Origin of the sequence: Treponema brennaborense DSM 12168, from assembly GCF_000212415.1 — a bacterium.
Lineage (GTDB): Bacteria > Spirochaetota > Spirochaetia > Treponematales > Treponemataceae > Treponema_F > Treponema_F brennaborense.
The window spans coordinates 80,783-101,483 of sequence record NC_015500.1; the positions used below are offsets into that span (position 1 = coordinate 80,783).

General features: G+C 44.0%; 21 protein-coding genes. 9 read left to right on the plus strand and 12 right to left on the minus strand.

From position 1 onward, the window contains the following. The first annotated feature begins 6 nt into the window (after positions 1 to 6). The 3 genes from TREBR_RS00340 to TREBR_RS00350 all read left to right on the plus strand — a co-directional run bounded on the left by TREBR_RS00340 (position 7) and on the right by TREBR_RS00350 (position 2,891). Positions 7 to 954, plus strand: coding sequence for an ABC transporter permease (locus tag TREBR_RS00340; RefSeq protein WP_013757247.1), 948 nt, complete (start codon positions 7 to 9; stop codon positions 952 to 954). A gap of 127 nt (positions 955 to 1,081) precedes the next feature. After that, positions 1,082 to 1,732 carry a deoxyribose-phosphate aldolase gene (gene deoC, locus TREBR_RS00345; protein WP_013757248.1) on the plus strand — a complete coding sequence of 217 codons (651 nt, stop codon included), beginning with the start codon at positions 1,082 to 1,084 and terminating at the stop codon, positions 1,730 to 1,732. Between the two features lie 97 nt (positions 1,733 to 1,829). After that, positions 1,830 to 2,891, plus strand: a complete 1,062-nt coding sequence (locus TREBR_RS00350; protein WP_013757249.1) for a BMP family lipoprotein — start codon at positions 1,830 to 1,832, stop codon at positions 2,889 to 2,891. A gap of 286 nt (positions 2,892 to 3,177) precedes the next feature. Here TREBR_RS00350 and TREBR_RS00355 read toward each other — a convergent pair whose 3' ends face one another. Continuing rightward, on the minus strand, positions 3,178 to 3,834 hold the full coding sequence (locus tag TREBR_RS00355; RefSeq protein ID WP_041610268.1) for an HAD family hydrolase: 657 nt from the start codon (positions 3,832 to 3,834) through the stop codon (positions 3,178 to 3,180). Between TREBR_RS00355 and TREBR_RS14195 the strand changes: the two genes are divergently transcribed. Then, entirely contained in the window at positions 3,819 to 4,175 is a 357-nt protein-coding gene (locus TREBR_RS14195) for a hypothetical protein (RefSeq protein ID WP_156786578.1), read from the plus strand. The two genes, TREBR_RS00355 and TREBR_RS14195, sit on opposite strands and share 16 nt — an antisense overlap. Positions 4,176 to 4,808: 633 nt before the next feature. On the opposite strand, the gene TREBR_RS00365 is transcribed toward TREBR_RS14195, so the two are convergent. From TREBR_RS00365 to TREBR_RS00385, 7 genes are all read right to left on the minus strand, one after another. After that, positions 4,809 to 5,138, minus strand: coding sequence for a hypothetical protein (locus TREBR_RS00365; RefSeq protein ID WP_013757251.1), 330 nt, complete (start codon positions 5,136 to 5,138; stop codon positions 4,809 to 4,811). A gap of 11 nt (positions 5,139 to 5,149) precedes the next feature. Beyond that, the gene (locus TREBR_RS14200) at positions 5,150 to 5,635 is read right to left on the minus strand and encodes a CsgG/HfaB family protein (protein WP_013757252.1); all 486 of its coding nucleotides are present in this window, start codon (positions 5,633 to 5,635) and stop codon (positions 5,150 to 5,152) included. A 384-nt stretch (positions 5,636 to 6,019) separates the two neighbouring features. After that, positions 6,020 to 6,169, minus strand: a complete 150-nt coding sequence (locus TREBR_RS13985; protein WP_013757253.1) for a type II toxin-antitoxin system VapB family antitoxin — start codon at positions 6,167 to 6,169, stop codon at positions 6,020 to 6,022. 394 nt (positions 6,170 to 6,563) lie between these two features. Further along, positions 6,564 to 7,031, minus strand: coding sequence for a GNAT family N-acetyltransferase (locus TREBR_RS00370; protein WP_013757254.1), 468 nt, complete (start codon positions 7,029 to 7,031; stop codon positions 6,564 to 6,566). A gap of 398 nt (positions 7,032 to 7,429) precedes the next feature. After that, positions 7,430 to 7,906: a hypothetical protein gene (locus TREBR_RS00375; protein ID WP_013757255.1), complete on the minus strand. Its 477-nt coding sequence runs from the start codon at positions 7,904 to 7,906 to the stop codon at positions 7,430 to 7,432. A 361-nt stretch (positions 7,907 to 8,267) separates the two neighbouring features. Then, entirely contained in the window at positions 8,268 to 9,116 is an 849-nt protein-coding gene (locus tag TREBR_RS00380) for a hypothetical protein (RefSeq protein WP_013757256.1), read from the minus strand. A 92-nt stretch (positions 9,117 to 9,208) separates the two neighbouring features. Continuing rightward, on the minus strand, positions 9,209 to 10,036 hold the full coding sequence (locus TREBR_RS00385) for a hypothetical protein (RefSeq protein WP_013757257.1): 828 nt from the start codon (positions 10,034 to 10,036) through the stop codon (positions 9,209 to 9,211). 247 nt (positions 10,037 to 10,283) lie between these two features. Between TREBR_RS00385 and TREBR_RS00390 the strand changes: the two genes are divergently transcribed. Then, entirely contained in the window at positions 10,284 to 11,414 is a 1,131-nt protein-coding gene (locus TREBR_RS00390; RefSeq protein WP_013757258.1) for an IS110 family RNA-guided transposase, read from the plus strand. A 265-nt stretch (positions 11,415 to 11,679) separates the two neighbouring features. Here TREBR_RS00390 and TREBR_RS00395 read toward each other — a convergent pair whose 3' ends face one another. The 4 genes from TREBR_RS00395 to TREBR_RS13345 all read right to left on the minus strand — a co-directional run bounded on the left by TREBR_RS00395 (position 11,680) and on the right by TREBR_RS13345 (position 15,367). After that, positions 11,680 to 12,453: a CfrBI family restriction endonuclease gene (locus TREBR_RS00395; protein ID WP_156786579.1), complete on the minus strand. Its 774-nt coding sequence runs from the start codon at positions 12,451 to 12,453 to the stop codon at positions 11,680 to 11,682. After that, positions 12,444 to 12,758 carry a hypothetical protein gene (locus TREBR_RS00400; protein WP_041610270.1) on the minus strand — a complete coding sequence of 105 codons (315 nt, stop codon included), beginning with the start codon at positions 12,756 to 12,758 and terminating at the stop codon, positions 12,444 to 12,446. The genes TREBR_RS00395 and TREBR_RS00400 overlap by 10 nt, the downstream gene beginning before the upstream one ends. Beyond that, a complete protein-coding gene (locus TREBR_RS00405) occupies positions 12,751 to 13,950 on the minus strand; it encodes a DNA-methyltransferase (RefSeq protein ID WP_013757259.1) in 1,200 nt (399 codons plus the stop codon). Before TREBR_RS00405 ends, TREBR_RS00400 begins: the two co-directional genes overlap by 8 nt. A gap of 700 nt (positions 13,951 to 14,650) precedes the next feature. Continuing rightward, the gene (locus tag TREBR_RS13345) at positions 14,651 to 15,367 is read right to left on the minus strand and encodes a class I SAM-dependent methyltransferase (protein WP_013757260.1); all 717 of its coding nucleotides are present in this window, start codon (positions 15,365 to 15,367) and stop codon (positions 14,651 to 14,653) included. A gap of 196 nt (positions 15,368 to 15,563) precedes the next feature. Between TREBR_RS13345 and TREBR_RS00415 the strand changes: the two genes are divergently transcribed. Genes TREBR_RS00415 through TREBR_RS00430 form a run of 4 tightly spaced genes read left to right on the plus strand, consistent with a single transcriptional unit; the run spans position 15,564 to position 20,660 of the window. Continuing rightward, positions 15,564 to 16,550, plus strand: coding sequence for an ABC transporter ATP-binding protein (locus tag TREBR_RS00415; RefSeq protein WP_013757261.1), 987 nt, complete (start codon positions 15,564 to 15,566; stop codon positions 16,548 to 16,550). Further along, positions 16,543 to 17,442: an ABC transporter permease subunit gene (locus TREBR_RS00420; protein ID WP_013757262.1), complete on the plus strand. Its 900-nt coding sequence runs from the start codon at positions 16,543 to 16,545 to the stop codon at positions 17,440 to 17,442. Before TREBR_RS00415 ends, TREBR_RS00420 begins: the two co-directional genes overlap by 8 nt. Before the next feature lie 3 nt (positions 17,443 to 17,445). Further along, positions 17,446 to 19,659, plus strand: a complete 2,214-nt coding sequence (locus TREBR_RS00425; RefSeq protein ID WP_013757263.1) for a GldG family protein — start codon at positions 17,446 to 17,448, stop codon at positions 19,657 to 19,659. Continuing rightward, positions 19,656 to 20,660: a DUF4340 domain-containing protein gene (locus TREBR_RS00430; protein ID WP_013757264.1), complete on the plus strand. Its 1,005-nt coding sequence runs from the start codon at positions 19,656 to 19,658 to the stop codon at positions 20,658 to 20,660. The genes TREBR_RS00425 and TREBR_RS00430 overlap by 4 nt, the downstream gene beginning before the upstream one ends. Positions 20,661 to 20,701: the final 41 nt, after the last annotated feature.

The following is a 20,701-nucleotide window of genomic DNA, read 5'->3' on the forward strand; positions in this document are numbered from 1 at the left end:
GATAGTATGTGGTCTGTTATCGTAAACATATTTCCGTATGCGATTGCGTTTGCAATGCCGATGCTCGTTACGGCTTTAGGGGGTCTGTTCAGCGAACGCAGCGGAATCGTCAATATCGGTTTGGAAGGGCTGATGATCATAGGGTCTTTTGCCAGCGCCGTTTTTGCTTCCGTTTTTTATCCGATTATCGGCATCGCCGCAGTTTGGGTGAGCCTGCCGTTTGCAATGCTCGCGGGAGTTTTGTTTTCTTTGCTTCATGCGTTCGCCAGTGTCAATTTAAACGCGAATCAGGTTATCAGCGGGACTGCGATAAACATGATCGCCGGAGCCGTCACGGTGTATCTTGCCCGTATCGTAACCGGTTCGGGAAACATTCAATTACAGCAAGGCGTTCCCCGGTTCGACATCCCGCTTTTGGTTCGTATTCCGGTCGTCGGGCCGCTGCTGTTCCGGCAGACGTACGGCACGACGTGGGTGATTTTAGCTGTTCTGCTGATAAGCGCCGCCGTGTTGAATAAAACGAAATTCGGCCTGAGGCTCCGTTCCTGCGGTGAAAATCCGCACGCGGCGGACGCCGCCGGTATCAACGTGTACCGGATAAGGTATGCCGGCGTGATGATTTCGGGTGCGTTCGCGGCTTTGGGCGGCGCGGCCATTCTGGTAACGTATTCCGGTGAATTCAACGGGTCCGTCGCGGGTATGGGCTTTCTTGCCTTGGCGGCGCTTATTTTCGGTCAGTGGAAGACGTGGGGAATTCTCGGCGCAACTTTTTTCTTCGGCTTTGCCGTAACGCTGGCGAATTCGTCTCAGGCGGAACCGGCGCTGCAGGTGATTCCCGAAGTCGTGCTGAAAGTATTTCCGTATATCGTAACGCTGTGCGTTTTGGTATTCTTTTCAAAGACGACGCAGGCGCCGCGCGCTTCCGGGGTCATCTTTGACAAAGGGCAGCGATGATTTTTAGGTGAACGGGTGAGAGTTTGCGTTGCAAACTGTGTTATTGTCTGCTGCTTTTTCAAAGCAGCGTGAAAAATCAATCGGAAAGCAGACTCTTTCGTCTTGCTTTTTCATAGGAGAATGAAATATGGACGTGAAAATGAACGGGTATATCGATCACACGATTCTTGCTGCAACGGCTGTGCAAGCGGACGTACGGAAGTTATGCGCTGAAGCAAAAGAATACGGATTCCATTCGGTGTGCGTCAATTCCTGCTGGGTGCCGCTGGCAAAAAAAGAAGTCGGCGATTCAGGCGTAAAAGTGTGTTCCGTAGTCGGATTTCCGCTCGGTGCGATGTCGAAAGAAGCGAAAGTATATGAAGCGACGACTGCCGTACAGCAGGGGGCGGATGAAATCGATATGGTCGTCAACATCGGGTTACTGAAGGGCGGTTCGTACGATTCGGTTCGGGAAGAAATCGCCGCCGTAAAAAAGGCGATCGGTTCCCGTGTTTTGAAAGTCATTATCGAAACCTGTTATCTGGATAAGGCGGAAAAAATAAAGGCGTGCGAATTGGCCGTTGCCGCGCACGCGGATTTTGTCAAAACGTCGACCGGATTCGGAACCGGCGGGGCGACGTTTGAAGACGCGCAGCTGATGCTTGATACCGTCGGAGTGAACGCGAAAGTCAAAGCTTCCGGCGGCGTTCGCGATTATGAAACGGCGCGCAGGTACGTTGAAATGGGCGTTCGGCGGTTGGGAACGAGCAACGGTGTGCAGATAGTCGGGAAAAAATGAAACGGCAGCCGAAAAAGCTTCGTACGGATTGACGGGCTTCACCGTTTTATGCCGATTCGCGGCTATACTGAACGATATAATCTGATAGGAGATGAAAATGAAAGTAAAATTGATTTCAATGTTGAGTATTCTTGCGTTATGCGCGCTGATTCCCCTGAACGTGTTTGCACAGAAAGTCGGAATGGTTACCGACGCGGGAACGATCGACGACAGGTCTTTCAATCAGGGTACCTGGGAAGGAATAGTCCGAGCACAGAAAGAATGGAGGCTGAAAGCAAAATATCTGAAGCCGTCGGGAACGACTGAAGCCGATTATCTGAAGGAAATAAGCAATCTGTACGATGCCGGATATCGGCTGATCATCATGCCGGGATTCAAATTTGAAACGGCGCTGTTTATCGCACAGGACAAATATCCTAAAGCGAAATTCGTCATTTTGGACGGCAGTCCGAACAACGGTGCCTACGATGCGACGCGGAAAGAAAAAGTCGGCGGAAACACCGTTTCCATCTTTTTTGCCGAACACGAAGCGGGATTTCTTGCCGGCGTCGCTGCGGCTTTGCAGGTTCGGCAAGGCGATTTCGGTTTTATAGGCGGAATGGAAATTCCTGCGGTACAAAAATTCAACTGGGGCTGGCAGCAAGGAATCGCGTACGCCAATAAAAATCTGGGAACGAAGATTACGCTGAAACCTGAAAACGTCATCTATCAGGGAACGTTCAGCGACGTTGCCGCCGGGCAGCAGTTGGCCGCTCAAATGTTTGATCGCGGAGTAAAAGTCATACATTGTGCGGCGGGCGGCGTCGGTGTCGGCGCTATCAACGAAGCCAAAGCGCGCGCGCAGAAAGGCGTGTGGATAGTCGGCGTCGATTCCGACCAGTACGAACAGGGTGTGTATTCCGGAAAAAAATCCGTTATTCTCACTTCGGCAATTAAACGCATCGACGTCGCCGCCTACGATATGATAAAAGCGGAACGGAACAAGAGCTTCCCCGGCGGAACGACGCTGTATTTCGACGTAAAGAACGACGGCGTCGGAATTCCCGCCGAAAATCCCAACCTCGATGCGGCGGTTGTGCAAAAAGTATCGGATATCGCGGAACTGATAAAAATCGGGCAGATCGTGGTGTCCGGGGAAAAAGGTAATTTGATAAAATAGGAACGCGAACGTACGATTTTTATGCAGGCGGGGAACAGTTTCCGGTTTCGGTTCCCCGCCGTATTTCAATCACACAAGGAGTAATCGATGAGTTTGCATATCGGCTGAAAGCACGTACGGCGAGCATATACGGCGGACGCCGGCAGTGAAAATTCCGTGTACGTGGGACAAGGCTATTCAAGCGATTCGTCTTATGATAAAGCCGAAACACGGAAACTGTTTGCAGTCTACGGCGTACCGGGCCGTGAAACGGAAACGGCGGAACCGGCCGCGCTGGCGTGAAAAATCAGCGGATTACGAGTCGTCTGACTTCGCGTTCCGTTAAAGCGGTAAAGTCGGGTGCAATGAGGTCGGCGAACGGTGCGACGGCTTCCGCCGGATTGGTGGTAGTGAGCGCGACGACTTTCATGGCGGCGCTCTTGCCGGACGTGAGCCCGTTGACGGAGTCTTCAAACACGACGCAGTTTTGTACGGGAACGCCGAGTTTTTCGGCAGCGAATAAATACGGATCGGGGGCGGGCTTGCTGCGTGTGAACTGCTCCGCGGTAAAAATGCTGCTGAACCAGGTGCGCAGTTCGGGGCGGCGCCGGTACACGCTTGCCATTTTTGCGGCGTTGGAACTGGTAACGATCGCCGCTTGCCAGCCGGCAGTTTTCATTTGGGTGAAAAATTCGGGAAACCCCGCTACGAACTGCATGTCCATGTCCGCTTCAAACGCATCGAGCGCCGCGGTTATTTCGTTTTGTACGTGAGACATTCGGGAAAAATGCGCGGCGTAAATATGCGGGAGCGTGGAACCCTTGATCGCGGTTCCGAAGTCGTCCCGGCCGAGGTAGGTTTTTCCTATTCCGTTCCAAAAAACGGAATACTGATTTTCGGTATCTATGATGACGCCGTCAAGGTCGAACAGCGCGGCGAGAGGTTTCGATGTATCGTAATTCATCGGCATATGATAGCGGGGGCCGCTCTTTGTGTCAATACGGGACTGGTACGGCTGCGGCAACGTTTGTGCATTCTCAAAGTATCCTTGTCGGAAAGCATCTTGATTTTGTTGTAGATTATACGCCTGATTATGGCAAGATTCTCCGCCGCATTCCTGTCCAGCCCCGGGCATTCATTGTCCTTGAAAACGACATCCGGACACCAATGCAGGTTATTTTCAATACTCCAACGGCTTCTCTCTGCCTGGGCAAACGTTTTTACTTCATTGACGCGGCAAATGATACCTGTTCTCCTCACGCCGCTCTGTTCTGCCATGGCTTTGCCGAACGTTTCATAATGTGAAAAAGATTGCCTGCCTTCTCATTCAAAGACTTCTTTCACTTCTTCATACGGCAACAGGTGGTTTTTCTTTGACGCCAGAATATAATCTTATCTGCTATTTCCTTCTGGCACATCATTGTGTCGGTGGTTATCACCGCTTCTGAAAGTTTCAGGCTGCCCAAAAGCTGCTGGCAGCCTGTGATTTCATTACTTTTTTCACGGCTGTATTTTTTTGCACCAAGACCACGTCAAGTTTGTGACTGTAAGCGCTCAGCAGATGCAGCGGGGACTCTGTTTGCGTTTCGCTCCCATTTGTGCTTTTCCAGTCTGGACTGAAGCCTGGCTACGGAACATTTGACTCCAATGGAAAACAAATTTTTCTAGGGCCCAAGACAAGCGTCTCGGCGATAACCATGATGGACGGATCTGTCTTTACTTTATACGCCTCCGTTTGACCATTCATGGCGTATAACAAATGCAAATTCCTTTAAAAGAATTAAGGCTTAATCTGGATAAAATCGCTTTCAAATGACAAAGATTACATTTCCCTTGTAAACAAACTTTTATCCCAGAAAATCCAATTCGAGTTGTCAGACTAGAAAACTCCTTATTTTTTGTATCCTATTTACTAAAATCGATCCAAACTCAAAAAATTTATTGGTCTTTAACCTTAAATAAAGGAACGTTTTTATCAGTCTTTACAGCTTTTTCAATGCGTAAATCAATTTGTTCCAATATAAGTCCTTTACCGTACTCTGTTCCTTCGTCATAACCAATCTTACGCCCGTCTGTGTAACCAATGTCATAAGAAGTTTTTTTTGCTTTTTCAATTTCAGAGTTCATAATCGTTTTTGATACTTTATCAGGATCATTTATATATTCTTTTTGATAAACAATTTTCTCTTCTACACGTGAACATGAGTGCCCGATGCCAAATCCCAAAATAAATACAATAACAGAAACAATTAGTATAGATTTTCCCAAAATTGACCACCTTAATAAAAGTCAACAATATTTACATAAAATACTCTTCCACTTTCTGCATCAATAACCTGTATACTTAATGAACCGGATCGAGTAATTTCAGGCTTAACAAAATAAGATAAACCAAGATTGCGAGTTAGTGATAAAGCTGTTTTATCATCCATTCTATCAGATAATTGTAGTTCCTGTTCCCTTTGTATATCTTTTAAATAACGACGAGTTACTACAACAAATTTTTTTGAATCTACCAATAATCTCTCAATTTGTCGTTGTACCCAATCTGAAACAGTAGATACAGTACCTTCCTCAAAACGTAAGTCAAAACACCAATCAACACCAATTCTGGAATTTTCAGGAGCTGATTCAATAATACTCTTAAATTCAGAATCAAGCAATGGTTTAATTAAATTTCTTTGTTTAGAATATGATGGTTGCGAAGAACAAGAAAATAATATAAATACAACAAATAAAAATCCAAAAAATGACCATTTTTTCATCTTATTTTATCTCCATAATTTTATTTCTTTATAGTTTTATTCTAAAGCAGTAGATTTTCATAAAAAAGCTTCGTTATCTTTCACATTGTTCCTTATGCAAAAAATATTCTTTTTTCCCTCTCCTGACGCCCGCAAGGGGCAATCTAACATTTGCTTAACCTGCACTGCCGGTTTTGCGTAGCAAAAATTGGCGCGAAACCCGTGTGAAGAACACGAAGCGTTTAGCAGGTTTCCTGATAACAGCAATGTCAAGTTTAACTTTTTGTTAGACTTTCCCGCATAAACAATTGTAATCCAAATAAATTACTCATTGACCTGAAATGCTTATCGCATGAAAAAAGTTGCATATTATTATCAATCGCATTTTGTACTATAAGTATCATTTTATGCACGCTTCCGCAGCGTATCTACATCTATTCCAAGGTCAACTTTTCCGTAATATTTTTTTAAACCTTGTATTTTTTCTTTTTGAATCAGATTTTCAAGCGCAACCTTTATTACATCCGTTTTCGTTTGAATTTTTGTAAGCGCCATCGCTTCCTATACAAGTGTGTCAGGGAGTTCTAATGTTGTTCTCATATATATCCTACTATGCATAATAGTATTGCATATTATATGCATAGTCAACAATTTTTATATGCATCTGCAATTATTATGCTGCCATATACTCGTAACATAGTATTTTTTGCATATTTTAGCGCCCTGCAGACGTCAGCCTGACATTGTTTTACACCGCAGCGGGCTTGAGCTGCGCAGCCCGTTCCGCATAGCGGATTGGCGCGATTCTTGCCGAGGAGCGTTCCCCAACGTAGTTGGGGCGCGACGACTAGCAAGAATCGTGACATAGCCGAGTCTGGTTGAAGCAGTTGTTAACTATTTCGTCCATATTTTATTTCACTATCACTAAATACCGTTATTACATCAATATCTATTTCATGTTTTTTTCAAAACGAAAAAAATCTGCGAAGTAATCATTTTCGGGAAACTGCTCTGCATCTTCTTTTTCATTTGGATCTTTATGATACTTATTATAATACTCTACAATATGAAATCCACATTTATTAACATAGAAATGTATATTCCGTTTTTCAAAGTATGGCGTATGAGTTTCCCATATTTTAGTATCAGGATATAATTTTTCAATTGCATTCCATATTAACTGTCCTAAGCCTTTACTGTGACTTCCCTTTTTAACATATAAAAAATCAAGATGATTATGTTGTGTTTCGTTGTTGATAACAACAATTGCGCCACCAACTAACTTTCCATCAAACCACGCTTCGTAAGTAAAGGAACCATTAACAGAAACAGATATATCAATATCTTTTTCAGGAAGTATTTCTGTATTTACATCACTAAACCCATCAACTGCACCTTGTTGAAAAGATTCTTGCATATCTTTTTAAAATTGTGTTAAGTGTTCGAGTTCAAGAGGAATCAATTTAAAGCACATTTAATATTCTCCAAAAGCGAAATTTTATCTGCGTAATTATGGGGTCATAAAATCTACCAAATAACGACTATTAGTATATAACTCCAATATTTAGTAAATATGATTCAATACTGATTTCATTCTTTCATTAATAAAAAAATGTATTAATACGATAACAACCTATTCTATTTACTTCTAAATAACTGATTAATGATATTATTCTGTATTAATCTGCCGCGTGTGCAGCGTCCAGCTAACTATATTTTAACCTGCCTTTGCGGTTTTTGCGAAGCAACAGCACAAATCGTGACAAAGAAAGCATCAGGTTGAAGCAGTTGTTAGGCCTTTTTGTTTAATTGCGGTTACCATATATTATGAGCAAAGAAATCATCGCCCTCACCGAGTAAATTTTCATTTAATAAGCAATTCAACTCACCAAGATGGTAGTAACTATGTCTGGATATGAATATAACTACACTTTCAATATCTTTCCCGGTCCATGGAAATTTTTCATTCTTTTCATTTAAATCTATATTTTCAATCCAGTTCTTTATTTTTTCATATTGCTTTTTGATATTTATTATTATTTCTTCTTTTTTAATACTAAAATTATTATCAATTTTGTAATCATGACATAAGCCTGTATTCCCATTACATTCTTCAAAATTAGAAGTATCAGTCATATAAAACTTAGTTGACTGAAGAATATGAAATGATAGTTTTTGAGGAACAGTTAATTTATGCCCAACCGATACCCATGCATCATCACTAAAGCCATTAACAATGTCTGAAAACATCCGATAAAACTGTTCAAATTGCTTAATGTAGTTTTCTTTCATAAAAAATCTCCTGCTTTTTTTATATCCTTTTTTATACACGTTTTATAATGGACAATTAATAATACCTTATTGCTAATATACAAAACTATGCCTGAATAAATTGAAAGCTATTTCAATAATTTCTTATTTATATATTATTAGCTTTATCTATAAGTATATGAACCAATAAGATTTTTCAAGTATTACATGTGTCATAATAAATCTCCTGTAGGTTTATAATATTATATCCGCGCGCGCAGCGCTAACATTGTTTTAACCTGCAGCACGTCATTGGCGCGCTGCTTGCATTTACTGCAAAACAATATTTGTGTGAAATCTATGCAAGCAACGTGACAATAGCGCTGTCGGGTCGAAATCGTTGTTAGAGCAATTTTCTTATATATACAGTATCAAGGTTTTTATCATTAACGTTTCGGAAATACTGTATTTCATATTCGCTTCTATTTAATTCATCCTCAATTACTTTAACCGAGGGTGTATATATAAACACGCCGTCTTGCTTTAATGAATGGAGTATTTCATAATACTTCTTCATATATGTGTCTTTATATTCGTCGCTATTAATTATTGATCTTCGTAAATGATTCGAAAATGACATATGAGCAATAATCGTTCCCCAAGTTGATTCCTGGAATGAATAATCAAACCAATTACTACATGCTACTTTTGAATCATTACTAACATATTGATCTAATCCATATACTTTTGAATAACCATTTCTTCGTAATAGTTTAATTAATTCATATGATAATCCGCAGCCGATATCGATAATTGGTTCATGTAATTGATTTAGATCAGTTCTTAGGATTTCGTTCTGAAATTCACCAGTATATTCTGCGCAGGGAATAAATAATTGTTCTTTTTTATCCTCATAATCATTGTTTTCAAGTGCTGAAACTAACTTATTTCGATGTTCATCGACTATACAGCGTAATTCAATAATTTCATATTTTTTACTACTAATTTTGCGCAAATTAAGTACGAGTTGTTTATAGATCTCATTAATCGCGTTTATTGTTTTATTTGAAAGTGAAACATACTGGTTGTTCTGCACACATTCTTTAACAAATTGATTATAAATCAAGCCAGTGTATTTCTGTATTTGAATATCTGTATTTATTCCCTGATACAACAGAATATTATCATTAATAAGGGAGACTATTCGTTCTTTTGTTTCATCGCTTTGTAGATACTGAATTATATTCTTCATATTTTATCCTTTTTTGCGCACGAGCGGCGTCAATCCAACATTGTTTTAACCTGCAAACGGGCTTGACCCGTTTGTCAGCGTTGAAAACTGTGTTAGCTGTGTTTTTTATAATTCTTCGGAAAATAGTCTTTTCCAACTTGCCATAAATACTTATCTATCTCTTTTAGATTATACTTCTCTAATTTGTAAAATTTCCTAAATTCTAATAGAATATTATAAAACTTTTTGTATTGTTTTAATTCACAATCTTCAAACATATAAAATTTATCTTCTTTTCGAAGATATTTTAAAACCTTTTCTACAAAACTATCAAAGATTGGATATTTAGTTTCAAAATGATGACTACAATATTTAGAAGCAAACGAATAGAAATTTATTTGCCTTTTTTTTATTGTAATTGTTGCTATATCATTTACCAAATTTAAATCACCTTCTTTTAATCTTTCATCTATTTTTAATTGAACAATATGTTTTGCTACATCAAATGGTGAAAAAATATTGGTACTGTAGAAATCATTTAATGAACAAACTTTTATTAAAACATCATCCATTTCTGTATTGGAAGGATATGTTCTATGAAATAATTTATCTAAACTACTTTCTTGAAGAACATAGTTGTCTAAAGAATTCCATTTTAATAAATACTTTTCAATTTCTTTTTCTGTTGGAAATAGCATTTTTCTTGTTTGTATTTGTATTTTTGATATTGCTTTTGATGAAACTAATTTATCTTTTAAACAAATGGAACAAATACCTTTTTCTTTGTTTACTATTTTTTCAGAAGCAAGTTTTGTTGTTATTGAGTTTATTTGTTGTCTGGGGTAGATACTACATTTTTCTGATAAACAATCATCACATATAAAATCATTCTCTTGTAAAAAATTTATTACTTTATTACCGTTTGATTTATTTGTCATCATATATTTTTATTCTTCATTATAAACTTTCTCCATTGAGCACCGCTGTGCGGTGTCCAGCTAACATTTGCTTAACCTGCATTGCGTACATTGGCGCACTTTTTGCCGAGGAGCGAAGCGACGACTGCAATTTTCATGACAAAAGGAATTATCAGACAATATGAAGAGACCTCCAGTATGTTATTAATCGCGGATTAGCAGCATACTGGAAACCAATACGTGCATACCGCACACAAACGGAGGCCCCTTCATGAATAGAATAGTTTATATTGGAATGGATGTCCATAAGGACACGTACAGTCTTTGCAGTTTTGACTCTCATGAAAACTATATGTTTTCAGAGACAACGATTAAATCAGAGACTACTGCAGTACTTGCATATATTAAGACGATCGAAAATCGTTTTAAGGATGATGATGTGATGGTCGTCTGCGGATACGAGGCAGGGCCAACTGGATTTTCATTATGTCGAGAGCTCCAAAAGAAAAATATATCCTGCGTTGTTATGGCGCCATCATCACTGCCTAAATCGACAGATGATAAAAAAAGAAAAACTGATAAAATCGATGCTCGTCAGCTCGCCCTGCATTTAGCCCATAACACCTATAAATCAGTGAACGTCTTAACGCCAGAAATGGAAACGATTAAGGAATTAACCCGAACCAGAGCTACCGCATTGAAAGCCCAAAAGAGAGCAAAGCAAATTTTGCTGTCCTTCTTACTGAGAAAAGGCATGGTATATCCCTATGGCAACAGATCTAAATACTGGACGCAAAAGTTTTATGCTTGGCTCAAGACTCTCGAGTTCACTAATGATATCGAACGCTACTCTTTTGAAGAATATCTTTCCGAGGTCAATCACCAAATGAGCAGGGTATCCAGGCTCGATGACAAAATCGCAGAAATTGCGGAAACCCCCTTAATCAAAGATGACGTTAAAAAACTATGCTGTTTCAGCGGTATCAGCATTCTTACCGCCGTAACTCTTATTTCTGAGGTCGAAGACTTCAATCGTTTTGAAAAGGCAACGTATTTCGCAAGCTATCTTGGTTTATGTCCGGGTATTCATGCAAGTGGTTTATCAAGCCAAAACAGGGGAATCACAAAGGCAGGAAATAAACACTTGCGATGTCTATTGATCGAGGCCGCACAATCCATGAGCCACTCGCAGTTATGCGGGAAAAAATCGCTTCGTTTATTAGCGCGGCAGAAAGACATGAATCCTTTGATTGTTTTCTATGCCGATAAAGCCACCGAACGTATCAAACGAAAAAGGAACTCAATGATTTTTCGTGGTGTCAACCCAAACAAAGCGACGACTGCAGCCGCCCGTGAAATGGCCTGTTTTATTTGGGGAATGATGACGAATAATATTGCATAATTATTGTGTTTTGCTCGGGGACAAAGTTTGACGATTACGCTATTCAAGTCATCGTCGATTCAACCGTAAGGACAGTTCTTTTTATTACAAAGATCTGAATCCTATTGTCAGAGAGGACGGACTTATTTCTGGCGGACCATTGACCTGTGGTATCCAATCCACGTATATGAGAGTGGTCAAGCCGTTATAAATCGTCAGCTTTGTCCCTTTTCTATGTTGACAGAGGTCTCATCATATGAGGTTGAAGCAGTTGTTAGATGAATGACTAAATGAATAGATGCAAATCGATATTTTTAAGTTTTTTTTCTATATATTCTTTACAGTCATCATCTGATAACGAAAGTATTTCTGCTTTATAGTTTGTCTTTTGTTTTAATACTGTCGCAACTTCTTTCACCCAGTTTGACATACTCATTTGAATAATAGTTCCATCGATATTTTTTGCCATGTCAACAATTCTACTACGTTCTCCTATTCGATCAACGAGTATTATTGTTGACATATAGTATTTTTGTCGGCCCATCTCTATTTCTCTTTCAAATCGTGATACTTTATCAAGTGAAATTTCGGTGTTCCCAGGACCTATAAAACCAATATCAAAACGTACGCCAATACCTGGTTCAACTATTAATGTCGCATCGCTTTCTCGTTTATCTTCTCTTTGAGAGAGCCAGAATGTTTTTTTTGTAATACTTGGATCATCTTTCAATTTAAAACCTAATACACTTAATAAAGATCCAAGTACCAATTTTTCAAAAAACTTCCCATACATAGATTTTTCAGAACCACGTATAGTTAATGTTTGTGCACCAATTGCTGTAAATAGTTGAAGTAGTTCAGGCCATTGTAGGAAATATTCCTGATTTTCCTTATCAATGATTTTTGCAGTAAGTTCCCCATATACTTGTGAAGACTCAGCAACACTTTTCTCAAGAGATGCAGATAAATCTGTTAAGTATGATTGAAACTCTGAGTCATCACTTCTTAATACATTTTGTATGCTTTTTCCTGTTAAACCGACAATCCAGTTTAGAAATATTTTGGTTTCCTTATCGTTTTTTTCTTATTTAACTCTTCTGCAATAATTGTGTTTAGGTTCTCACTAAAGTTATCAATGTTTTTTAAGCATGCGAGGAATGTGATAAGCATTGCCCCATTTGACAAATTCAACCTTCGTCTTGTGAGGCTTTCAGTTAATGATCTTACATTCCCACCAGATAATATTGATAATACAACAGATCGTATGACATCTTCGCCTAACCTATCAATAATTTCAGTACCAGAATAAAAAGAGAGTTCCTTGCCTGTTTTTGGAATAAGAGCTGAAATGCTTTTCTTATTCATCATCTTCTCCTGTAAACTCAAGGTATTTTTGATTTCTATTAGGTGGTTGTGTATTAATCCAGTTAATCTGATCAACTTTTCCTGATGTCCACCGTAATGCTTTTTGTTTAATTTCCTTCATATATTCATCATTCATTTCAAAAAGAACATAACGACGGTTTAACTTGTTTGCTGCATCTCCTACAGTTCCGATTCCACCAAAAGGATCAAGGATGACATCATTAACAAATGAATAATACTGTATTACTTTTTCAGCAAGAGAAACAGGGAAAATAGCTGGATGTTTTTTTGAATGAGCCGGAGTAATTTTCCAAATATTTGTTACTTCATAGCCATCTTCAATTTTTGATTGTTCGACTAATTTTTGATCTGGGTGTTTGCGAATATGCCAATCAATAAGTTTGTCGGTCTTTTTTCTATATACCAGAATGTATTCTGTTACTGGAACAGGTTTGTATTGAAGAGGATTTCTGTCAGCAGAAAAACGCCGTCCGCGTCCTGTTGCCCATCCGGCACCCTCTGGTTTTACCCAAATAATGTCATCAATAAACTCAAATCCTTCTTCAATAAACAAACGATGAAAATCAAATGGAACAGCGATACGTTTTGATGATTCACTTCTACTTGATCTTCTAATTAGTATTGGAGAAATATTAATTACGAAGAAACGTCCTTCATTTAATACTCGATGACAGGCACGGATTATTTTCCGCATTTTATTCAAATAATCTTCATAGGTTTCGTAGTCAGCATATTCTGGTCTTGCGTTGTAATAAGGCGGTGATGTAAAAACTAGATCAATTGATTCTGCAGGTGTTTCGTTAAGAAGCTCTTCCGAATCACCTAAGCCAATTGTGTTGATTACATGAGAAATCTTTGGGCTATCACCATTTTTTTTGGATTGAGCAGTATTCTCTTTTCGTTGAAGTATTCGATTCTCTAAAATATTAGGCTTTGTTGTTTTTTGCTCATCAATTAAGCTTGTCAATGAATCAATTACTACTTCACCCAATAGATGACTATTATGAAGCAGGGGAACACGCCAAATATGGTAACGATCATCAACTTCTGGTAGTCCGAAATCAATTACTTTATCAAGCATTATTGATTTAAGATAAACAAATGCAATTTTTTTAGCATCGTCTACAGATTTAACCATATAGTTCTGTTGTTTATTCTTCGATCGTGCCATTTCAACCTCAAACCAAAAATTATATCAAATAATATTAAATACTTCAAGTATGTGCGCCGCGAAAGCGGCGTCCATCGAACATTTCTTCATCAGCTCCATATAACATCCTCTCTACCACGATTCCGGTGGTATAAAATGCCGTTTCGCCTTGATTATTCATTATATTATCACAAATTGTCCATTTTTACAAACATTTTATGAGGATCCGTATAAACTCTCCGTTATATCAAATAAAGCGTTCGCACATTGTTCACCACTCGTCAATATCAATCGGTAAATTATGAAAGCTGGCTGTAATCTTTCATGCTGAAGCTCTGGATACGACTGCGGTAACGCCGCCCCGTTGCTGCCGGATAGCGTGAGATTGAACTCCCGAATGTTGCCGGCCGGTTCCCCGATTGCCGTCAGTGTGCTATACTGCAAAAATGAAATCGTTCCAGAAAGAGTTGCCGTTCAGTGCGGTATCTATGATCGCCGGACTATCCGATACCGGAGAAGTTCTCCGTGCCTGAAAATATCACCGTTCTGATAAAACCTGCTTCTTCCCTGTGCAATATGCGCTGCCGATGGTACTGCTTTTTTTCTTTTTTCAAAAATACATGATAAAAGGACTGGTTGCCGGTGCGGTAAAAGGCTGAACGTCCCATCTCCTCCGCCTGTACCGGAGAACAGAGCAGGCTGACGGCGAGGCGCGATTCTTTTATCGTTTCCGGCTAACGAATACGTTGTAAAAGTCATCGCGTCCGGCGGTATTTTTTTCGTAATCTGAAAACACTTGCGAATCGATGAATCCGTCAGCCTGTAATAACTCCAGAACTCTTGTCCTTTTTACCGGTAACAATTCCGTAGAATCCGTATGGTGCGTGCCCCGGATTTTATCGAAGAAATCGATTTCAAACGTGATTTTGTCTTCAGTAATGTTCGTATAGTTTCTGGAAAAAACGTACTCGCCGTTTTCCTTTTTGGGAAATTGAACGGATGCATCTCGTACTATTTTATCATAATTGAGTATTTGAAAGATGAAAATACCGTTTTTATTCAGCAGTCGGTTTATTATCGTGATACACTTTTCAAGTTCGGTCCATGACGACACGTGAGGCAACGTGTTTCCCAAGCAGAGGACGCAGTCGAATTTTTCATTCGCGTCAAGCTCCAGCATATTTTGTGTTTTAAAACTGACTGAAGCGTTGTGTTTTCCGGCTTTAGCTTTCGCAATATCTATCATTTTTTTGTTCAAATCGATACCCGACACGAAGTATCCGCGTTGACAGAGGGCTAACGCCAAATCACCCGCTGCACAGCCGATATCCAGTATTTTTTTAGCATTGATCGTCTTGAGATAGTATTCTATAAAACGAACGGTTGCAGCTTCCAGGGGAAATATCGAACTGTAATTCGACGCAATTAAATCATACATTTTCGTCTCCTCATATACGTATATTGTAATACGCTATCCCTTTTCCCGCAAACGCCTCCGCAGTTTTCAATTCTGTAACTTCGTTTGTCTTTTTTCATTTAAATAGGGTATATCTTTATAAAAGTAATTCCGTACGGGGCGCACGGTATTCCGTACGGATTTGCGCATCTCATTTTATTCATCATTTGGAGGTCGCATGATAGAGGCGGAGCATGTCAGCCGCTCGTTCGGAACGTTCCGGGCAGTGGATGACGTCAGTTTTTCCATTCAGACAGGCGAAATCGTCGGATTGCTGGGACCGAACGGTGCGGGCAAGACGACGACGATGCGAATGATTACCGGATTTCTTGAACCGTCTTCCGGCAGCATCAAAATCGACGGGCAGGATATCGCGTCCGACCCCGTGCGGGCAAAACGCAAGATCGGGTATATGCCCGAATCGGCGCCGCTGTACGCGGATATGATCGTGGACGATTACCTTCGGTACGTCGCCGACATGCAGGGCGTGTGTGCCGACGAGCGGCTGCCGGTTTTAGTTGCCGAATGCGGACTGCGCGACGTGATGCACAAAAACATTGCGGATCTGTCGCGCGGCTACCGGCAGCGGGTTGGGCTTGCTCACGCGCTGATGAACGATCCCGAAATTTTGATTTTGGACGAACCGACGGGCGGTCTTGACCCGAATCAGATCGGCGAAGTTCGCGCTCTGATAAAAGAAATCGGCAAAACCCGCACGGTCATCATTTCCACCCATATTTTGGGCGAAGTCGAAATGTTGTGCGACCGCGTCGTTATCATTGCGCACGGAAAAATCGTTGCGGACAGTCCGACTGCCGAACTGCGGCTGCGTTACGGAAACGGCGCGTCGCTGCACGTTGCGGCCGCCGGTTGTACGGCGGCTGAATTGCAGGATGCGCTTGAAACGGCGTGCCGGAACGCAACCCGCGTCGATTCCGACGGTTCGGCAGTTGCGATAACGGCGGAATCGTGCACGCTGCCCGCTGCGGAAGACCGGCCGGCGGCCTGTGCGGACGTTTCCTTTTCCGCCGGAACGGAACTCAGACCTGCCGTTTTTGCGGAGATCGTAAAGCGCGGCTGGATTTTATATGAAATGAACGTCTGCCGGAACAGTCTGGAAGACGTGTTCAGAAACGTAACGGCCGGAGGTGACGCCGATGAGTGAACGATTTGAGAACGAGACGGAAAAGGCCGGCAGCGAACGTACTGCCAACGAATGTACTGCCAGCGAACGTACTGCCAGCGAACGTGCCGGCCGTAACGCTTCTTTTAAAATAGATACGGCCGGCATAGATTCAGCCGGTATAGATACGACATGCACTGCGTCCGCCCGCCGTGCGGGTGCAAAACGGGCGGCGTTCGTTATCATGAAACGCGAATTGGCCGCGTATTTTACCGGGCCGATTGCGTACATCGTTACCGGGCTTTTTTTGGTGTTTTCGGGATTCTTTTTCTTTTCGGTATTTTTTCTGGCGGATCGGGCGGAACTGCGGCAGTTTTTTACGCTGCTGCCGGTGCTGTTCGCGTTTTTCATTCCGGCGCTCACCATGCGCGTTTTTTCCGAAGAAACGCGCAGCGGCAGTTTGGAAACGCTGCTGACGCTTCCGGTAAGCGCGGCCGACGTGGTTGCCGGCAAATACCTCGCGTCGCTGATTGCGTCCGCGTCGATGCTGGTACCGACGCTGCTGTACGCGGCGACGGCGGCCGTGTTCGGCGATCCGGATCCGGGACCGCTTGCGGGCGGTTACATCGGCGCGATTTTTCTTGCCGCAGCGTTTTGCGCCGTAGGCGTGTACGCGTCGTCCATCACCAAAAATCAAATTATCGCGTTCTTTACCGCGTTTGCAGTGTGCATCGTGCTTACGATGATCGACAATTTTCTGGTTTTTCTGCCGGGAGCGTTCGTAAGCGCGGCGAATTTCCTGTCCGCTTCGGCTCATTTTGAATCCGTCGCGCGCGGTATTATAGACAGCCGCGACATCGTGTATTTCCTGTCGCTCACGGCGGTGTTTATCGGACTGACGGTGTGTTCGGTTGAAAGACGGAGGAGGGCGTAATTTATGGAAGACAAATTGGAACCTATCGACACGGATCGGCGCGCCGTCAGGCCGCAACGATCCGGCAATTCGGATAGCGCCGTTCGCGGCGGAAACGGTCGCCGTACGGGCGGCTTTGCCCGTTGGTTTGCGGGCAGCCGCGGTGATTTCATATTGTTCGTGATAGCCGTCGTGCTGCTGAATCTGGTGTGCAGCCGCGCGTTTTTCAGAATCGATTTGACGTCCGCGCGCTCGTATTCGCTGTCTCCGGCGAGCCGCGAACTGGTGAAAACGCTCGACGCGCCGCTTTCGGTAAAAGCGTTTTTTTCGGAAAATCTGCCGGCGCCGTATAATTCGGTTGAACAGTACGTACGCGATCTGCTGGCCGAATACAAGGGCGCGGCGAATCGGCATTTTTCGTACGAGTTTTATGATGTGGATAAACCGGAAAACGCCGAACTTGCCGCCGGATACAATATCAGGCCGATACAGATTCAGGAAATAAAAAACAACGAATTCGGCGTGAAAAGCGCGTACATGGGACTGGTCCTCGTGTACGGCGACGGCATGGAAACGCTCGACGGCATTTCTTCCGCCGAGGGATTTGAATACAAACTGACGACGGCCATGTCGCGGCTGATTTCGTCGGTTAATACGCTCGCCGGTTTGAGCGGCGACGTAAAATTGACGCTGTACGTTTCGTCCCGGCTCGCGCCGTTCGGTATCAGCGGTTTCGACCGTATCGAACAGTCGGTGTTGGACGCGTACGCCGCCGTAAAAAAGCAGTCTTCGGATAAATTGACGTATCAGCGGGTCGATCCGTCGCCGGATGAAGCGGATTCGCTTGCCGCGCGGTACGGGCTGCAGACGCTTTCATGGAAGGAACGCGACGGTACCGTTCACCGCGGCGTTATCGGCGCCGTTCTCGAATACGGCGATTCGTTCCGGCAGCTTCCGCTGTATCTGTCGCGGACACTGTTCGGCGGATACGCGGTCGCGGGACTTGACGAACTTGAACAGTCGCTTCCCGAAACGCTGAAAAGTCTGCTCGCGCAGTCGGTCGAGATCGGATACGTAACCGGTCACGGCGAACTCGATTTGAACGATACCCGCAGCGGTGCCGGTGTTTTTACGGGGCTGGTTTCCGGATCGTATACGCTCAAACCGCTTGATCTGACTGCGGACGCGATTCCGGCGGGACTTTCGACGCTGATGATCGCCGGTCCAAAGACGGCGTTTTCCGAAGCGGAATTGTATAAAATCGATCAGTTTATCATGAAAGGCGGAAACGTCATGTTCCTGCTGGATCCGTTTGCCGAAGTCGCCGCTCAGTCGTATTACGAACCGTCGACGTTCGTTCCCGTTGAAACGGGGCTCGACCGGCTGCTGAACGCGTACGGAATTGCGGCGGATAAAAATTACGTTATGGACGCGCAGTGTTTTGAAAGCATTCAGCAAGGATACGGTAAAACGTCGCTGAATTTTGCACCGCTGATACAGAAAAACGGATTGAACCAGAAACACGTCGTTTCGGAAAATCTGGGATACGTGCTGTTTTTGCAGGCCGGCTCTGTTCGCGTTTTGGAAACGGCGGACGGCGGCGCGCACACCGTTTCGATTTTGGCGCAGTCTTCGCCCGAATCCTGGACGGTTTCCGATAATATCGTGCTCAATCCGCTGTACGTCAAGCCTCCCGCGGAAGGCTATACGGGACGCGAAGCGCTCGCGCTGATCGCAGAAGGCCGGTTTTCCAGTGCGTTCGATCGTGCACCCGAAACGGCGGATTCTGAAACGCCGGGTGCGGCGAATTCTGCCGGTTCGGGCGATTCGGCGCTTGCGGTGAACGACCATTTGGCACAAAGCGTTGCCGGCGGTAAACTGTTCGTTGCCGGGTCTTCGCTGATGCTGACGCCGCAGATGATAGACGAGTCGGGGCAGCAGGGAATTGCGTTTTTCATGCAGAACGCACTTGATTACTTGAACGGTGCGCCTGAATTGTGTGCAATGCGAACGAAAGGACTTTCGCTCGATACGCTGACGTTCAAAAACGCAGCGGCACGTAAAGCGGCGCAAGTATTCAACCAGTACGGTGTGCCCGCGCTCGTTGCGTTGGCCGGGCTTATCGTGTGGCGGCTGCGCGTTGCGCGGCGTAAAAAGATCCGCGCCGGATACGCGGCATCCGATCCCAGAGAGACGGACGCCGTATCGGAAACGGACAACAGCGGGGTGGCGGAATGAGTACTAGAAAAACAGTATTAGTGACTCTGATCGGAATTCTTGCGGCGATATACGCCGGTCAGCTCGTCCTTTCGGGCCGCAATCAGGTGCGCGAGCTTACGCTCGGCGTGGAGCCGGATACGGTCGTTATCGAAAACGTGCACGGTACGGTAACACTCGCCTTAAAAGACGGAACCTGGGCGGTATCCGGTGCTTCGGCAAAAGGCTCCGAGGCTGCGGGTTCCGAAACATCGGGTTCCGAAACGTCGCCGGATTCGTTCCGCGCGGCGGATTCGGCGGCGGTCGATACCGTTTTGCGTACGGCCGGTATGCTGAAGGTGTTGGGAACCGTTTCTCCGGACGGAGACGGTAGCCGGTACGGTTTTTCCGACGGAAAAGGAATAAAGGTAACGCTTCTCACGAACGGGCAGGCGGTGCGGACGCTTACGGTGGGAAAAACGTCTGTTACGACGCAGCAAACGTACGTGCAGCTTGACGGTAAAAAAGACGTGCTGCTCGTGTCGGGCAACGTTCCGGCGCTTTTGAACAAATCGGCGGATGATTTCAGAAGCCGGAAAGTCTACACGCTGTCCGCCGCGGATATCGGCGGCGTGACGGTAACGCTCGGAGCCGCTTCCGGCGCGGGCGCGCAATCGTACGCGCTTGAAAAGTCGGGCGAACCGCCGCGCTGGCAGCTCGTTCCGGATTCGGACGGTTCCGATTTGCAGTCGGCGGTGGATGCGGAAAAAGCCGCTTCCTGGATCGATTCGCTTGCCGCGCTGAACGTCGTTTCCTGGGCGCCGGACAACGTCGTTCTCCCCGATTCCGAGGAAGCGGCGGGTACCGTAACGCTCGCCGCGGCTTCTTCCGGAGAAGTGCGCACGGTTCGGGTTACCGTTTTCGGCAAAGACAACGACGGCAATTATTTGTGCACGTCCGACGCGGTGCCGTACGCGTTTTATCTTTCGTCGTATGCGGCGGAAAAATACCTGAAACCGCTTTCCGCGCTGGCCGCGGATTAGCGGACAATGTGCGGGTTGCCAGGCGATTTGCAGGGTAACGG

Excerpts from the sequence above, each read along its gene's own strand:
- TREBR_RS00340 (WP_013757247.1), top strand. The coding sequence starts at position 7 with ATGTGGTCTGTTATCGTAAACATATTTCCGTATGCGATTGCGTTTGCA.
- deoC (WP_013757248.1), top strand. The coding sequence starts at position 1,082 with ATGGACGTGAAAATGAACGGGTATATCGATCACACGATTCTTGCTGCA.
- TREBR_RS00350 (WP_013757249.1), top strand. The coding sequence starts at position 1,830 with ATGAAAGTAAAATTGATTTCAATGTTGAGTATTCTTGCGTTATGCGCG.
- TREBR_RS14195 (WP_156786578.1), top strand. The coding sequence starts at position 3,819 with ATGTATCGTAATTCATCGGCATATGATAGCGGGGGCCGCTCTTTGTGT.
- TREBR_RS00355 (WP_041610268.1), bottom strand. The coding sequence starts at position 3,834 with ATGAATTACGATACATCGAAACCTCTCGCCGCGCTGTTCGACCTTGAC.
- TREBR_RS14200 (WP_013757252.1), bottom strand. The coding sequence starts at position 5,635 with ATGAAAAAATGGTCATTTTTTGGATTTTTATTTGTTGTATTTATATTA.
- TREBR_RS13985 (WP_013757253.1), bottom strand. The coding sequence starts at position 6,169 with ATGGCGCTTACAAAAATTCAAACGAAAACGGATGTAATAAAGGTTGCG.
- TREBR_RS00370 (WP_013757254.1), bottom strand. The coding sequence starts at position 7,031 with ATGCAAGAATCTTTTCAACAAGGTGCAGTTGATGGGTTTAGTGATGTA.
- TREBR_RS00375 (WP_013757255.1), bottom strand. The coding sequence starts at position 7,906 with ATGAAAGAAAACTACATTAAGCAATTTGAACAGTTTTATCGGATGTTT.
- TREBR_RS00380 (WP_013757256.1), bottom strand. The coding sequence starts at position 9,116 with ATGAAGAATATAATTCAGTATCTACAAAGCGATGAAACAAAAGAACGA.
- TREBR_RS00385 (WP_013757257.1), bottom strand. The coding sequence starts at position 10,036 with ATGATGACAAATAAATCAAACGGTAATAAAGTAATAAATTTTTTACAA.
- TREBR_RS00390 (WP_013757258.1), top strand. The coding sequence starts at position 10,284 with ATGAATAGAATAGTTTATATTGGAATGGATGTCCATAAGGACACGTAC.
- TREBR_RS00400 (WP_041610270.1), bottom strand. The coding sequence starts at position 12,758 with ATGAATAAGAAAAGCATTTCAGCTCTTATTCCAAAAACAGGCAAGGAA.
- TREBR_RS00405 (WP_013757259.1), bottom strand. The coding sequence starts at position 13,950 with ATGGCACGATCGAAGAATAAACAACAGAACTATATGGTTAAATCTGTA.
- TREBR_RS13345 (WP_013757260.1), bottom strand. The coding sequence starts at position 15,367 with ATGTATGATTTAATTGCGTCGAATTACAGTTCGATATTTCCCCTGGAA.
- TREBR_RS00415 (WP_013757261.1), top strand. The coding sequence starts at position 15,564 with ATGATAGAGGCGGAGCATGTCAGCCGCTCGTTCGGAACGTTCCGGGCA.
- TREBR_RS00420 (WP_013757262.1), top strand. The coding sequence starts at position 16,543 with ATGAGTGAACGATTTGAGAACGAGACGGAAAAGGCCGGCAGCGAACGT.
- TREBR_RS00425 (WP_013757263.1), top strand. The coding sequence starts at position 17,446 with ATGGAAGACAAATTGGAACCTATCGACACGGATCGGCGCGCCGTCAGG.
- TREBR_RS00430 (WP_013757264.1), top strand. The coding sequence starts at position 19,656 with ATGAGTACTAGAAAAACAGTATTAGTGACTCTGATCGGAATTCTTGCG.